This is a genomic window from Arthrobacter sp. ZGTC212 (genome assembly GCF_002929255.1).
GTDB classification, from domain to species: domain Bacteria; phylum Actinomycetota; class Actinomycetes; order Actinomycetales; family Micrococcaceae; genus Arthrobacter_B; species Arthrobacter_B sunyaminii.
Genome location: NZ_PJIJ01000003.1, coordinates 174,837 through 189,131 on the forward strand (window position 1 = coordinate 174,837; position 14,295 = coordinate 189,131).

Annotated in this window: 15 protein-coding genes and 1 pseudogene; 9 read left to right on the top strand and 7 right to left on the bottom strand. The window is 61.7% G+C overall.

All coding sequences use genetic code 11. From position 1 onward, the window contains the following. Positions 1-47 precede the first annotated feature (47 nt). A pseudogene (locus tag CXQ89_RS19125) lies at positions 48-248 on the bottom strand (LysR family transcriptional regulator); the annotation flags it as partial. Positions 249-419: 171 nt separating this feature from the next. On the opposite strand from CXQ89_RS19125, the gene CXQ89_RS13065 reads away from it, so the two are divergent. Both CXQ89_RS13065 and CXQ89_RS13070 read left to right on the top strand, forming a co-directional pair. Beyond that, complete coding sequence (locus CXQ89_RS13065) at positions 420-1,874, top strand: M20 family metallopeptidase (RefSeq protein ID WP_104161580.1); 1,455 nt, start codon at positions 420-422, stop codon at positions 1,872-1,874. Then, positions 1,864-3,141: an MFS transporter gene (locus tag CXQ89_RS13070; protein WP_219815612.1), complete on the top strand. Its 1,278-nt coding sequence runs from the start codon at positions 1,864-1,866 to the stop codon at positions 3,139-3,141. Before CXQ89_RS13065 ends, CXQ89_RS13070 begins: the two co-directional genes overlap by 11 nt. Before the next feature lie 653 nt (positions 3,142-3,794). Here CXQ89_RS13070 and CXQ89_RS18370 read toward each other — a convergent pair. Beyond that, on the bottom strand, positions 3,795-4,133 hold the full coding sequence (locus CXQ89_RS18370) for a hypothetical protein (protein ID WP_181032342.1): 339 nt from the start codon (positions 4,131-4,133) through the stop codon (positions 3,795-3,797). A 19-nt stretch (positions 4,134-4,152) separates the two neighbouring features. On the opposite strand from CXQ89_RS18370, the gene CXQ89_RS13080 reads away from it, so the two are divergent. Together CXQ89_RS13080 and CXQ89_RS13085 are read left to right on the top strand one after the other, a co-directional pair. Next, entirely contained in the window at positions 4,153-4,467 is a 315-nt protein-coding gene (locus CXQ89_RS13080; protein WP_146067255.1) for a hypothetical protein, read from the top strand. An 83-nt stretch (positions 4,468-4,550) separates the two neighbouring features. Continuing rightward, positions 4,551-5,006 carry a DUF3817 domain-containing protein gene (locus tag CXQ89_RS13085; protein WP_104055041.1) on the top strand — a complete coding sequence of 152 codons (456 nt, stop codon included), beginning with the start codon at positions 4,551-4,553 and terminating at the stop codon, positions 5,004-5,006. A gap of 28 nt (positions 5,007-5,034) precedes the next feature. Here the strand turns inward: CXQ89_RS13085 and CXQ89_RS13090 are convergent, their stop codons facing one another. Beyond that, on the bottom strand, positions 5,035-5,715 hold the full coding sequence (locus CXQ89_RS13090; RefSeq protein ID WP_104055042.1) for a response regulator: 681 nt from the start codon (positions 5,713-5,715) through the stop codon (positions 5,035-5,037). Next, the gene (locus tag CXQ89_RS13095) at positions 5,687-7,306 is read right to left on the bottom strand and encodes a sensor histidine kinase (protein WP_104161900.1); all 1,620 of its coding nucleotides are present in this window, start codon (positions 7,304-7,306) and stop codon (positions 5,687-5,689) included. Before CXQ89_RS13095 ends, CXQ89_RS13090 begins: the two co-directional genes overlap by 29 nt. Before the next feature lie 259 nt (positions 7,307-7,565). Between CXQ89_RS13095 and CXQ89_RS13100 the strand changes: the two genes are divergently transcribed. Genes CXQ89_RS13100 through CXQ89_RS13115 form a run of 4 tightly spaced genes read left to right on the top strand, consistent with a single transcriptional unit; the run spans position 7,566 to position 11,129 of the window. Continuing rightward, on the top strand, positions 7,566-8,579 hold the full coding sequence (locus CXQ89_RS13100; RefSeq protein WP_104161583.1) for a tripartite tricarboxylate transporter substrate binding protein: 1,014 nt from the start codon (positions 7,566-7,568) through the stop codon (positions 8,577-8,579). Continuing rightward, positions 8,576-9,079 (top strand): tripartite tricarboxylate transporter TctB family protein, encoded by a 504-nt coding sequence (locus tag CXQ89_RS13105; RefSeq protein ID WP_104161584.1) that lies wholly within the window; start codon positions 8,576-8,578, stop codon positions 9,077-9,079. Before CXQ89_RS13100 ends, CXQ89_RS13105 begins: the two co-directional genes overlap by 4 nt. Further along, on the top strand, positions 9,079-10,737 hold the full coding sequence (locus CXQ89_RS13110) for a tripartite tricarboxylate transporter permease (protein ID WP_104161585.1): 1,659 nt from the start codon (positions 9,079-9,081) through the stop codon (positions 10,735-10,737). Before CXQ89_RS13105 ends, CXQ89_RS13110 begins: the two co-directional genes overlap by 1 nt. Beyond that, positions 10,734-11,129 (top strand): universal stress protein, encoded by a 396-nt coding sequence (locus tag CXQ89_RS13115; RefSeq protein WP_104161586.1) that lies wholly within the window; start codon positions 10,734-10,736, stop codon positions 11,127-11,129. The genes CXQ89_RS13110 and CXQ89_RS13115 overlap by 4 nt, the downstream gene beginning before the upstream one ends. Positions 11,130-11,209: 80 nt before the next feature. Here CXQ89_RS13115 and CXQ89_RS13120 read toward each other — a convergent pair whose 3' ends face one another. The 3 genes from CXQ89_RS13120 to CXQ89_RS13130 are packed head-to-tail and all read right to left on the bottom strand — an operon-like array spanning position 11,210 to position 13,713. Next, positions 11,210-12,067 carry an SDR family oxidoreductase gene (locus CXQ89_RS13120; protein WP_104161587.1) on the bottom strand — a complete coding sequence of 286 codons (858 nt, stop codon included), beginning with the start codon at positions 12,065-12,067 and terminating at the stop codon, positions 11,210-11,212. A 4-nt stretch (positions 12,068-12,071) separates the two neighbouring features. Further along, on the bottom strand, positions 12,072-12,773 hold the full coding sequence (locus tag CXQ89_RS13125; protein WP_104161588.1) for a type 1 glutamine amidotransferase domain-containing protein: 702 nt from the start codon (positions 12,771-12,773) through the stop codon (positions 12,072-12,074). 52 nt (positions 12,774-12,825) lie between these two features. Beyond that, positions 12,826-13,713: an aldo/keto reductase gene (locus CXQ89_RS13130; protein WP_104161589.1), complete on the bottom strand. Its 888-nt coding sequence runs from the start codon at positions 13,711-13,713 to the stop codon at positions 12,826-12,828. 169 nt (positions 13,714-13,882) lie between these two features. Here CXQ89_RS13130 and CXQ89_RS13135 point away from each other — a divergent pair, with 169 nt between their 5' ends. After that, the gene (locus CXQ89_RS13135; protein WP_181032343.1) at positions 13,883-14,281 is read left to right on the top strand and encodes a VOC family protein; all 399 of its coding nucleotides are present in this window, start codon (positions 13,883-13,885) and stop codon (positions 14,279-14,281) included. Positions 14,282-14,295: the final 14 nt, after the last annotated feature.

The following is a 14,295-nucleotide window of genomic DNA, read 5'->3' on the forward strand; positions in this document are numbered from 1 at the left end:
TCTCGTATTACACGGCTGGCAAACACGGAGAACGACCTGCCAGCGTGCGTAGGTGCTACTCCTGAGGGCAAACGCTGAAAAAGAGGAGAGCCGATCTCTCGTTCTAGCCGACTTATCTGACGGCTAACGGCTGAGGCGGAGACAAACAGCTGTCGCGCTGCCCCGTTTATGGACCTCGTTTCATACACCGCCAGGAAGTAGCGGAGCGCCGGATCGTAGAGAGTCATGGGCACACGGTATCTAGGCATTGCCGCTCCGGCAACGCCTGCATGGCCAAAATTCTACGGGTTCCAAGTTGATTTCCTCTTGTCTGTGGTCCTAAACCACTGTCAACTTATGGACACAAATGCCCGAATGGTAACTGATAGATAGCGAGCTCGGCCGGGTGAACTTTCTCAAATCGATCCACAGGAGACAGAATGACTCGCACCCTAGCGATTAAGTCAGCCATCGCACACTTCGATTCGGGGCAACTTCAGTCCGACTTGAATCGGAGAATCGCCTACCGTACTGAAAGTCAAGATCCAACGAGCGGGCCGACAATGTATGCCTATCTCGAGGAAGAAATCGCACCAGAGCTAGAACGTATGGGATTCACATTCAGAATCATTGACAACCCGGTGTCCGAGCGTCATCCCTTCCTGTTTGCTCAACGCCAAGAGGATCCTGCAGCATTTACGGTGCTCACTTATGGGCACGGCGACGTGCAGTTGGCCCACGCCGCAGATTGGGAGTCAGAAAACGATCCCTGGCAGATCAATGCAGATGGTGATCGCTGGTACGGGCGCGGGACCGCAGATAACAAGGGACAACACACTATTAATCTAGCGGCACTCGATCAGGTGATAAGAGCACGGAACGGGACGCTGGGATACAACATTGCATTGCTGATGGACATGGGTGAAGAGTTCGGCTCGCCGGGACTCACAGAAGTCTGTGAACAGCTGAAAGATGAAATTTCTGCAGATGTTTTTATCGCTTCGGACGGTCCACGAATTTCAGCTGAGCAGCCCACAATATTTTTGGGTGCAAGAGGGGCGGTGAACTTTATGCTCACCGTTAATCCACGGAAAGAGAGTCACCATTCCGGAAACTGGGGCGGCGTGTTAAGCAACCCTGCCATTGTGTTGTCGAACGCGCTGGCAACACTCGTTGATAAATGTGGACAAATTACTGTCGAGGGACTTCGTCCGCCACCGATTTCCGCCGCAGTGCGGTCAGCTCTTGCTGGCATATCTGTTGACAGTTCACCTCAGAGCCCTTCCATCGACAAGGATTGGGGCGAGCCAGGTTTGAGTCCCAGCGAACGCCTTTTCGGATGGAACACCATAGAGATTCTGGCAATGACTTCAGGTAATCCTGAAGGTCCGGTGAACGCTATCCCCGCTTCTGCCCGCGCGCACTGCCAGCTGCGATTCGTCGTGGGAACAGACTGGAAATCTACAGGTGAGATTTTGCGAAAACACTTTGCGGATCGTGGGCTCACGATGGTGGATGTTCATGTTGAGTTTGGGATGGCTGCAACCAGGCTAAACCCAGAGAATAAGTGGGTCGGGTGGGCACTCGATTCGATTCAAAAGACGACTGGCAAGACTCCGGTGCTACTCCCGAACCTCGCCGGTTCGCTGCCCAATGAAGCCTTTAGTCATATCCTGAAGCTACCAACTATTTGGATCCCACATTCATACCCAGGCTGCCTACAGCACGCACCCAATGAACATAATCTCGTCCCATTGATGCGTGAATCAGTACAAGTAATGGCCGGAATATTTTGGGACTTGAGTGAGTTGAGTCACGAGCCCAGCTGGGAGCATGAACCTAACCTCGATGCCGAGCCCAAGTCCCTTCAGGAGGAGCAGAGTCATGGCGAATAATGCAACGGTGGCTAAACCAGTCAGCTCATTTAAGATAATTGGGGCTGCATGTGTTGGCAATGCGCTGGAATGGTATGACATCGCCATTTATAGTTTCTTTGCTGTGTATATTGCCAGGGTTTTCTTTCCGTCTGAAGACGCGGCATTATCCCTAGTTTTGGCCTTGGGGACGTTCGCAGTTTCGTTCCTGATTCGACCACTTGGTGCCCTTGTATTGGGGTCCTATGCCGATCGCGTAGGACGCAAACCTGCGCTGACTCTATCTCTTGCTCTCATGGTGCTCGGCACGCTGCTGATCTGCATTATGCCGCCATACGCTTCCATCGGGGTTCTGGCACCGATCGGGATCCTTGTAGCTCGACTCATTCAAGGATTCGCGGCCGGTGGCGAGTTCGGCAGCGCGACAGCGATGATGGTTGAGCATCTGCCTGGGCGGCGTGGGTTCGCGGCAAGTTGGCAGTTCACCAGTCAAGCCATGGCTTCACTTCTGGCGGCTAGCGTCGGAACCATTTTGACCACCACCCTGAGTTCGGAGCAGATCGAGTCATGGGCGTTCCGTGTTCCATTTCTACTGGGGCTGTTGGTAGGACCAGCGGGTATTTACATTCGGCGACACGTCCCCGAGACTCCCGAAGCGATAACTCGAATGAAGAGTGATGTTCCTATCACGCCGATCCGCACAATAATGCGCCAGCAAAAACTGGCTGTTTTATTCACGATTGGTTTGCTTGCAGTTACAACCTGTCTAAATTATATGATTACCTACATTCCTACATATGCGATTGAAACGCTGAGGCTTCCGGATTCCAGTGGATTTATTGCGACTCTACTGGGTGGTTTCGTTTTGCTTTGCGTTACGCCGTTCTCAGGGCACTTCTCCGATAAGGTCGGACAGTTGAGAATAATGATACCGGCTGCTGGTGCAGTGTTGGTTCTTATTTATCCTATGTTTGCGTTGATGGTCACATTTCCAGCGTTGGGCGTTCTGCTTGTAGTGGTGTTCTTTATGGCTCTTTTGAAGGCATGCTATTTCGGGCCAATGGGTGCCGTGATGGCAGCGCTATTCCCTGCGGATACCCGGGCGACTGGAATGGCTGTTGGCTACAATATTGGAGTTACCATATTTGGTGGCTTCACACCGTTGATTGCCACACTTCTAATCAACAAGACAGGGAACGATATGGCGCCGAGCTTCTGGGTCATCTTTGCTGCGATTGTCAGCCTGTTTTCTATGATCGCCATCTGGAGAAAGCTGGGCCTCCGTTAGTCGTCATCGCATTAGCCCACTGCACTTCTTGACCGGGCAGAGACCGCAGAACGATTGCTGGGGCGCCGCTATGTTGATTTAAATGCGCCCGTCGGGATGGCGGAATGGAGTCATCGAGAAGGAAAGCAGGACCTTGGCAAGACAAGGGCAGCGGGATTGTTGGTCTACGTGTTTTATCGAAGGGCCCGCGGCGGCCACGCAATCGAAGCGTCGTCGGACTCCCCGCAAGTGCCGGCATCCTCCGGCACTTGCGGGACACAGACGCCTCCCGCACTTTGCTCCACAGTCTGACCTTCTGCTTATGTACTAGCTGTGGGTTTCCGGAGAGGGACATTCCGACGCGAGCAGGAAGCCTCCTGGCAGTTCATGCAGTTCCTAGCCTCGCCGGCGACCCAAGCCCCTGGCGCACGCCACCGGTTACTTTCCGATTTCCACGGCTCCCCTGGATGAGCCCAGGCTGTTGAACGGCGCGAGCAGTACCCGCAGTTCAATGTTGCAGTGCAGCAACGCGAAGCCACACAGCTGGCTTCGGCAACGCAGGGCTGCTGGGCCGACTCCTTGCCGCAGGCGCGTAAAGCCGCAAAAGATGCGCTGGAAGGCGCTGCTGGGCGGAGACGACAAAACCTAGCTGACCGAGGCCCTTGTACTGGTGTTCATTGTTTGCCGGTGCGTAACGGGGCCGGTTTTCCCTTCTGAGGCTTTCCCGGCAACGGTTCTCCAAACTCCTGCTGCGTCAGGGCATCTTGTATTCCGGCGGTTAGGCATGGACCGGGGTGCACTAAATCTGGTTGAACCGGCAGCACTTTCCCGAACTGGCACGGGAGTTGACATATCAGTCCTGACTGGCCGGGATCCGGGCCATTGGTGAACGCCGCCATGATCTGAATGTCGCGATCGGCCAGATCTTTGTCATCGCCGGCGACGTCGAGAAAGCGGCGGGAGAGTCTCCTGACTTCGGAAGCCTGCTGCGCGAACTCAAAAACCAGGGACATCACTTCACGGATGTGGGAATTGGCGGTTATCCAGAGGGGCCACGGTTCCTTCATCGACGACGCGATACGGCGGGTCCTGCAGGATAAAGTGCCCTATGCCACGCGGATCCTGACGCAGATTTGTTTCGATCCCACCCGCCCTCCTGGCCTGGGTGCCGGCATCCGGCGGAATGCAGGGGAACTGCGGGGCAACGTGGGCATGCCGGGGCCGGTGAGCCGGCAGTGGCTGGTCAGGGTGTCCGCCGGACTCGGGCTGGGCCATGTTTTCACTTTCAATGACCTGGCTCAGACCGAGGCCTGGCGGCAGGAACTGCTGGCCCAAACCCAGGGGTGAGGGACGCCGGCGGCGATTGGCCACCGCCCGCGCGATGCTGACATACTGTTGGCAAGACCCCTGCGGAAGGTAAGCGCACCATCATGACCCCCCGAAAACTCTTCACCTCCCTGGCCTTTGCGGAGGCTGTGACGTGGACCCTGCTCATCGCCGCCCTGGTGGCCAAATACGGCTTCGACAATGAAAGCTTCACCCCCATCGCAGGTGGCCTGCACGGATTCGTGTTCCTGTCCTATGCCGCGGTGACCCTCTTTGTCTGGGCCAACCAGAAGTGGCCGGCACGCACCGGCATCCTGGGCGTGGTGCTCGCCGTCGTTCCCTGGGCGACCATTCCGTTTGAACGCTCCGTGGACCGCCGCGGCCTCTTGGACGGCGGCTGGCGCATGGCGCCGGGCGGCGAGGAACCCGCCAACCCGGTGGACAAGGTTGCCGCCCTGGTGCTGCGCCGTCCGGTGGCAGCTGCCCTGGTGACGTTGGTGCTGGTGGCCGTGGTCTTCATTGTGCTCCTGATCCTCGGCCCGCCCATTCCGAAGGGCTGAGCCAAGACAACGCCAGTCTTCGGTCAGCTCAGCGAGTGGAGAGCGTCCGGAGAAGATACCTGCGCTCCGGCCGCCCCGGCCCGTACCGCAGGTTCACCTCCACGCTTCCAATCTCGGCCAGGTACTCCAGATACCGGCGGGTACTTACCCTGGACATGCCCAGCATGTCAGCAGTTTCGGTGGAGGACAGATCCCCGTTCGCGTCCGTCAATGCGGCTTCGACCAAACGCAGGGTCTCCGCACTGCAGCCCTTGGGCAGCGGCACCTTGAGCGGCCGGCCGCTGCCGAACACCTGATCCATATCCGTCTGTGTCACATTCCGCATGCCTGAGACCAGCGGCTGATAAGTGAGCCGGTAATGCTCTAGCCGTTCGCGCAGATCTGCGCCCGTAAACGGCTTCATCAGATAGTGGACAATTCCGCCGCGCAGTGCCCGCCGCACCATGTCCGTTTCCCTGGCGGCACTGATGACGAGAACATCGAGCTCCGGGGCAACGTCCCGGAGCCGCTGCAGCAGGTCCAGGCCGTTGATGTCCGGCAGATGGATGTCCAGCAGCACCAGGTCCGGACGAAGCCTGACCACTTCATTCAGCGCAGCAGCCCCGGTGTGCGCGACGCCGACGGCTTGAAATCCCTCTGCCTGCTGGACAAATCCGGCGTGCACTTTGGCGACCATGAAGTCATCGTCGATGATGAGCACTTTGATCATGGGTTATTCCCTTCTCCAGTGACGGTGCTTCCATGGGCAAGCGGGCGAAGAAGACGGCACCGTCCTCATTCCAGACCCGAACGTCACCTCCACGGCGCAGGCAGGCAAGTCTGGTGAGTGCCAGCCCGAAGCCCCGTCCGCCCAGTGTGGTGTCGCTTTTAGTCGTGAATCCCTGCCGGAAAATCTCGTCTGCAACGCCGGCGTCGATCCCGGGCCCCGAGTCTTTGACTGTGATCTCCAATGACCCTTCAGCCTCCAGAATCCGCACCCGGACCCGGGAATCCTGCTGCCCGGCGGCTGCGTCAATGGCGTTGTCCACGAGATTTCCGACGATGGTGGTGAGGTCCCGGGTGAGGCTTTCACCGGTGCGTCCAAGCCGGGAGTCCTGGTCCAGCTGCAACGCCACTCCGCGTTCAGCCGCCTGGCTGGTTTTCGCGATGAGGAGCGCGGCCAGGGTGGGGTCCTCGATGCAGGAGGTGATGCCCTGGTGAAGGCTGCTTCTGCTGTGACTAACCCCGTTCACGAACTTCACGACGTCGTCATATTCGTGCAGCTGGATCAGTCCGGAAATGGTGTGCAGCTGGTTCGCGAACTCGTGCGTCTGTGCGCGGAGGGTTTCAGTGATCCTCTTAGTAGTGCCCAGCTCCGCCTTCAGCGAGGACAGCTCTGTACGATCGCGCAGCGTAGTGACCGACCCCAGGGCACGCCCGCGGGAGGTCAGGGGTTTTCGGTTGAAAACCACTACACGGTCATTTACCAGGACCAGCCGGTCAGCTTCATCCTGTTTTTGGGTGAGAACATCATGCAGCACCGGTTCGATGTCCAGCTCTTTCAGGGTGCGTCCCACCGAATCCCGCGGCAAACCCAACAGGGTCCGGGCGCCGTCGTTGGCCAAGGTAATCCGGTGCTGGGTGTCCAAGGCCAGCACGCCTTCCTTCACCCCGTGAAGCATCGCTTCCCGGTGCTCCACCAGGGACGTGATTTCCTGCGGTTCAAGGCCCAGCGTCTGGCGTTTGACCCGTGCGGCCAGCAGCAGGGACCCCACCGTCCCCAGAACCCCGGCCAAGAAGAAATAAATCAGTGCGTTTGGGGCGGCGGTGCGCAGCCGTTCCCACGCTGAGGGGTACTCCATTCCCACGGCGGCGAGCCCCACGATGGCACCGTGGTCATCCATGACCGGCACGTGAGCGGAGGCGTAGGACTGACCGTCGATGATTGACAGCCCAGTCCAGGCCTGCCCGGTCAGAACAGTGCTGGCGCCGAGATCCAGCGGGTTTCCCACCTGCGCCGGGTCCGGGGACGTAAGAATTCGCAGGTCCCGGGTGGCCAGGATGACTGACTGCGCGCCGGAGACGGTGCGGACGGATTCAGCAACAGCGGGCAGGGCGGCACCGATCTTTGGCTCAGCGCCGGGAACAAGGGCCCGTACCGCAGGCATGGATGCCAGGCTCTCGGCGGCGGACAGGGCTTTGCGGGACTCCACCCGCAGTGTAGAGGCAGCGGACTGGGCAATCGACAGGCCTACAACAGCAACCAGGACGGCGATGACGATGAGGAACTGGAGCCCCAGATACTGGGACGCCAGGGACATCCTCCAGTGCGGCTTCTTTGCCGCGTCTTCGTGCTTTTTCAGCACAGATTGTCCTCCGGTCCATAGACCACCGTTGGCGGCGGGCCTCCCTCTGTGTCCGGATGCCCGGTGCGAAGAAACTATACCGCTCACGCACTGCCGGGTCCGGATCTGCGTGAACACAATGAACACAACGTACTCAGAGAACACAAGAGTGACGGCACTCACATTAAATCCGTACCGTGATGAGGCTTGCACATCACTATGAGAAGAGGACCAAATGCGCCCAATGAAGGGTTTGCGGCTGGCTGCAGTCGCCACCGGACTCGTACTGGCGGCATCAGCCTGCGGAGTCACCGGCGGTGCCGAGACTGGAGAAGGCTCCGACACGTCGTCGTCCGCGGAAGCGTTAACCGGCCTGCGTATTCTCGTTCCCAATTCCCCGGGCGGCGGTTATGACACCACGGCGCGGGTGGCAGCCAAGGTCATGGATGAGACCGACGTCGCTACGGGCACCGAGGTGTTCAATCTTGCCGGTGCCGGCGGTACCGTGGGCCTGGCCCGCATGGTCAATGAAAAGGGCAACGCGGATCTCACCATGCTCATGGGTTTGGGGGTTGTGGGAGCCAGCTACACCAATGACTCCGAAGCCAAACTCACCGAAACCACCCCGTTGGCGCGCCTGATCGAAGAGCCCGGCGCCATCATGGTTTCCAAGGATTCCCCCTATAACACCATTGATGATCTGGTCCAGGCCTGGAAGAAGGACCCGTCCTCCATCGCGGTGGGCGGAGGGTCCTCGCCCGGCGGACCCGACCACCTGCTTCCCATGCAGCTGGCTGACACCGTTGGCATCAATCCGGCAGAGGTGAACTTCGTTTCCTACGACGGCGGCGGCGATCTCCTCCCGGCGATCCTGGGCAACAAGCTGGGCTTCGCGGCCTCCGGCGCCGGTGAGTACCTCGACCAGATCAAGACCGGCGAGATCCGGGTCCTGGCCACGAGCGGCGAAGAGCGGCTCGAGGGCGTGGACGCTCCCACACTGACGGAGTCCGACATTGATCTGGTCTTCAGCAACTGGCGCGGCATCGTGGCGCCTCCCGGAATCGACGACGCTGAACGTGAGCAACTGGTTGCCGCACTGGAGCAGATGCATGGCACCGAGGAATGGCAGGAAGCGCTGACCACCAACGGGTGGAGCGACGCGTTCATCACCGGTGATGAATTCACCTCCTTCCTCACGGAGCAGGACCAGCGGGTCTCCGACGTGCTGTCCAAGCTTGGGTTGGCATGAGCCAACAGATCAGCCGGCTCAAGGGCCGCTCCGAGCTGGGCATGGCCCTCCTGCTGGGAGTGGTCGGAGCTGTTGTCATCTGGGACGCCTCAACGCTGAATGTCTCCTATTCAAACTCGGATCCTGTGGGCCCAAAAACCCTGCCGTACATTGTGGGCGGTCTACTGCTGGTCTGCGCCGCCCTGCTCACCGTGCAGGTTCTGAGAGGCGGCCACGGCGAGGTAGAGGGTGGAGAGGATATCGATCTGACGCACGGCACGGATTGGCGAACGGTTGTTCCCCTGATTGCCGCGTTCATTGTGAATATTCTCCTCATCGACACCCTCGGCTGGGTTATATCCGGCACGCTGCTCTTCTGGAGCAGCGTCTGGGCACTGGGCAGCCGGCACTATGTGCGTGACGGCATAGTGTCACTGGTCCTCGCCCTGCTCACCTTTTACGGTTTCTACCTCGGCCTGGGCATCAAACTCCCCGCCGGCGTCCTGGAAGGGGTGCTCTGATGGATAGTTTCAATCTCCTGATGTCCGGGTTCGCGACCGCAGCCACCCCCATGAACCTGCTGTATGCGTTCATCGGGGTACTCCTCGGAACGGCTGTTGGCGTGCTGCCCGGCATCGGACCGGCCATGGCCGTGGCCCTGCTGCTGCCCGTGACCTACGGCATGGAACCCACGAGCGCCTTCATCATGTTCGCCGGCATCTACTACGGCGGCATGTATGGCGGTTCCACCACGTCCATCCTGCTCAACACTCCGGGTGAATCCTCGACCGTCATCACGGCGATCGAAGGACACAAAATGGCCAAGAGCGGCCGGGCGGCACAGGCGCTGGCCACCGCCGCCATCGGCTCCTTTGTTGCGGGCACCATTGGCACGGCGCTTCTGGTGGCGTTTGCACCTCTGGTGGTCAAATTCGCCGTCAGCCTCGGGGCGCCCAGCTATCTGGCAATCATGGTGCTGGCGCTGCTGGCGGTCACTGCCGTCCTGGGAAGCTCCAAGCTGCGGGGCTTTGCCTCACTTGGCCTCGGCCTGGCCATTGGACTGGTGGGCATGGATCCGGTCACAGGCCAGCAGCGGCTGATCTTTGGTTTGCCGCTGCTGGTGGACGGACTCGACATCGTGGTGGTGGCAGTGGCGATCTTCGCTGTCGGTGAAGCCCTGTGGATCGCTGCGCACCTGCGCCGGACCGCCATGCACGTGATACCCGTCGGCCGGCCCTGGATGGGGAAGCAGGACTGGAAACGGTCGTGGAAGCCCTGGCTCCGCGGCACCGCCTTTGGCTTCCCGTTCGGAGCACTGCCGGCAGGCGGAGCCGAGATCCCCACCTTCCTTTCCTACGTCACCGAAAAGAAGCTCTCTAAGCACCCTGAGGAATTTGGCCATGGGGCTATTGAGGGTGTTGCCGGACCGGAAGCGGCCAACAACGCAGCCGCAGCCGGAACCCTGACACCCATGCTGGCCCTCGGCCTGCCGACCAACGCCACGGCGGCTGTCATGCTGGCCGCGTTTGTGCAGTACGGCATCCAGCCCGGACCGCTCTTGTTTGAGAGTGAACCTCAGCTCGTCTGGGCCCTGATCGCGAGCCTCTTCATCGGCAATACCCTGCTGCTGCTGATCAACTTGCCGCTGGCACCCATGTGGGCAAAGCTGCTGCGGCTGCCGCGCCCCTACCTGTACGCCGGCATTCTCTTCTTTGCCACCCTGGGCGCGTATGCGGTGAACCTGCAGGCGTTTGACCTGATGATCCTGCTGGTGCTGGGCCTGCTGGGCTTTGCCATGCGCCGGTTCGGGTATCCGATCCTGCCGCTGGTGATCGGGCTGATTCTTGGGCCGCGGGCCGAGGGCCAGCTGCGCAAATCGCTGCAGCTGTCCGGCGGCGACATCTCCGGACTGTGGAACGAACCGATCGCCGTCGTGGTCTATGCGATTGCAGCGGTGATCCTGGTGTGGCCGCTCGTTTTGAAGCTGTGGCACCGCAGCCACCCGAAACCCCTGCTGCCTGTCTTGTCCGAGGACAGTACGGGGGCCGTCGCAGTGGGACCCCGTGACCCTGCCGGACAGTCAGACGAATCCGGGGCAGTGGCAACAGCGCCGGTTTCCCGAGGGCGGCGCACCGCCCGGCCTTTTACTGACGACGAGCGCGGAGAGGACAAGGCATGAGCGTACTGGTGGGATACATAGAAACCCCGGAGGGGCTCGCTGCCCTGAACCGGGCAGTGGAGGAAGCCAAGCTCCGAAACACGCCGCTGCTGATCCTAAACACCTCCCGCGGCGACGCCCTGGTGGATGAGCGGTACCTGCAACCTGAGAGTGTCCGGGACCTCCGGCAGCGCCTGGACCAAAGCGGCGTCAAGTATGAGCTGGAGCAGGAACTGCGGGGCAACGATGCAGCGGCGGAGATTCTCACCGCTGCGGAGGACCGGAGCGTCGAGCTCATAGTCATCGGCATGCGCCGGCGCACTCCCGTGGGCAAGCTGATCATGGGCAGCACCGCCCAGCGCATCCTCCTGCAGGCTGAGTGCCCGGTTCTGGCGGTGAAAGCGGGCAACTAACGACTTCGCCGCTGATATGCCCAGTCCGGCACCTCCCGCGCTTCCAAAGGTGGCAGGTGCCGGACTGACGCGTTAAAGCGTTAGGGGTGGCGGACGCCGTACCCGGCGAGCACCGCACGGTAGCCTTCGCGGAACGTGGGATAGGCGAACTCGAAGCCGGTGCCCCGCAGCCGGGCGTTGGAAAGCAACCGGTCTCCGCCGCGGCTCGACCCGCCGGGACCCGAAGCAGCCGGCAGGTCCCGTCCAAGTTCCGTGGCCAGAAACCGCAGCACGTCGGCCAGGTCCGCCGGCTCATCGTCAACGCCCACATACAGCGGCTCAGGTGCCGGGTCCCGGGTCATCAGATGCACAATCGCCGCCGCAGCGTCGTCGCGGTGGATACGGTTGGTCAGCTGCGGGGCGGCCGGAACCGCGGCGGTGCCGGCCGTGACGGAATCGATCAGCCGGGTGCGGCCCGGTCCGTAGATTCCGGACAGCCGGAGCACGACGGCGTCCGGCCGGCGCGAGTGCAGCAGCTCCTCGGCCTCGAGGATCACGGCGCCGGTGGCGGACGGCGGTGCCGCCGGAGTGTTCTCGTCCACCCAGGCACCTCCGGCATCGCCATACACGGCTGTGGAGGACACGAACAGGATCCGCTGCGGGTGCACGCCGTCGCGTTCCAGTGCGTCCAGGACGTTGGCGGTGCCGTCCACATAGGCGGCGCGGTACGCGTCCTCGCTGCGCCGGCCGGCGGCCACGGCAATGACGACGACGTCGGTGTCCGCAGGAATGCGCGGCAGCTCACCGCTGGAACCGGTCAGGTCGGCGGCCCGGCCCGTGATCGGGGCGGGAATCTTCTCGGGGGAGCGGCGCCATCCGAGCACGGAAAAGCCGGCCGCGGCGAACCGCAGGCCGGCTTCCGTGCCCAGATCACCGCAGCCGGCGATCAGGACCGTCATGGTTCTACTCAGCCAGGGCGGAGAGCACGGCCTTGGCCACGTCTTCGCTGGACTGGGGGTTCTGGCCGGAAATCAGGTTCCGGTCGCGGACCACATGGCTGGTCCAGGCCGGGCCGGACTCCACGACGGCGCCCTTGTTGCGCAGCACGTCCTCGCAGAACCACGGAGTGTTTTCTCCGGTGCCGCCGCCCAGCTCTTCTTCGTCCGTGAAGACGGTGAGCTTGCGGCCGGCAAAGACGAAGTCGCCGTTCTCGGTCTCGGCGCTCAGCAAACCTGCCGGGCCGTGACAGAACGGAGCGATGATCTTTCCGTCGTTGTCGGCTGCAATGAGGATCCGTCCCAGGTCCTTGTCGAAGGCCAGATCCGCCATGGGGCCGTGCCCGCCCGGCATGACGACGGCGTCGTACTCGGAGATGTCAGCGTCGGAGAGCACCAGCGGCGAGGAAAGCTCGGCGTCGATGAAGGAGATGTACTGGGTGAAGGCGGCGGCCTTCTCCGGGCTGCCGGCGGACTCGGGTGCCAGGGACACCTGGTCGACCGTCGGCTTGGTGCCGCCCGGGGTGGCGATGCGGACGGTGTGCCCGGCTTCGCGCAGCACGCGGTGGGACTCCACGAGCTCTTCGGCCCAGTAGCCGGTGGGGTGTTCGCTGCCGTCTTTCATGGTGAGGGAATCGGCGGCTGATACGACCATCAGAATGTTAGCCATGCGTTGTGGCTCCTTTGCTTGGCGGAAATGCGGAACAGTGGGGAAAGTCTGTTTACTTGACGGCTGCGGCGGCGCCGGCGGCGTCGAGCTCCGCGAAGGTGGCGTCGTCGAGTGCGATGTTGGCGGCACCCAGGTTGTCTTCGAGGTGGGCGATGGAACCGGTGCCGGGGATGGGCATCATGACCGGGGACCGGCGCAGGAGCCACGCCAGGGCAACCTGCGAGGTGCTGGCACCGAGGCGCTTGGCTGCCTCATCAACGGGGCCGCCCTGCTTTGCCAGCTCTCCGGCGGAAATCGGTGCCCACGGGATGAAGCCGATGCCGTTGTCCTCGGAATACTTCAGGACATCCTCGGAGGAACGGTCGGTGAGGTTGTAGCGGTTCTGCACAGTGGAGACGGTGAAGAACCTGGCGGCGGCTTCCAGATCCTCGACGGAGACCTGGGACAGGCCCAGGGCCTTGACCTTGCCCTCCTGCTGCAGGTCGCGCAGCACGGCAAACTGCTCGTCACGGTCCACCTTCGGGTCAATGCGGTGCAGCTGCAGCAGGTCAAGGGAGTCGACCTTGAGCTTGCGCAGCGACAGCTCGGCCTGCTGGCGCAGGTACTCCGGGCGGCCCACCGGGACCCAGACGTCCGGCCCGGTGCGGACAAAGCCGACCTTGGTGGCAATCCGCACGCCGTCCGGGTAGGGGTAGAGCGCCTCGGCGATGATCTCTTCGCTGATGTTCGGGCCGTAGGAGTCGGCGGTGTCGATGAAGTCAACGCCCAGCTCGACCGCGCGGCGCACCACGTCGACGGCGGTGCCCCGGCTCTCAGGTTCGCCCCAGACGCCGGGTCCCACAATCCGCATGGCGCCGAAGCCCAGGCGGTGTACGGTGCCGAGGTCCTTGAGGTCGATGGTGGGGGACAGGGCGGGTGAGGTTTCCGTCGTATCAGTCATGTAGGCGTCAACAAGGCCCGCAACGGGGTTTATTCCTCAGCACCCTGATGTTTGCCCCCGTGTCGTTTTCGTCCGCCGGAGGGGCGCAGCACATGTTCGCGGCTCTTGCGGACCGTAGTTGGCCGCGGAGGGATTCTCCGCCGGACAAACCGGTCCTAGCGTGAAAGGCATGGACTGGAAGATCGAACTTGTACCCGTACCGGTGTCCGACGTAGACGCATCCAAAGCGTTCTACGTGGACCAGCTCGGTTTCAATGCGGACTTCGATGAGCGCGTGAATGCGGAGCTGCGCTTCGTGCAGCTGACGCCGCCGGGCTCGGCCTGTTCCGTGGTCATCGGCCCGGGGACCACGGACATGGTCCCCGGTACGCAGCGGATCCAGGTGGTGGTTCCCAGCGCAGCGGATGCACGGCAGCATCTGGTGGACCATGGCGTGGCCGCCAGCGACATCACCCCGCTGGATTGGGGGACCTTCGTGTATTTCAGCGATCCGGACGGCAACCAGTGGTCGCTGCAGGAGCTCCCCGAGATTCCGCCCACGCTGCCGTCGGAGTCCCAGCATCCCTGAGCGACAACGAATGC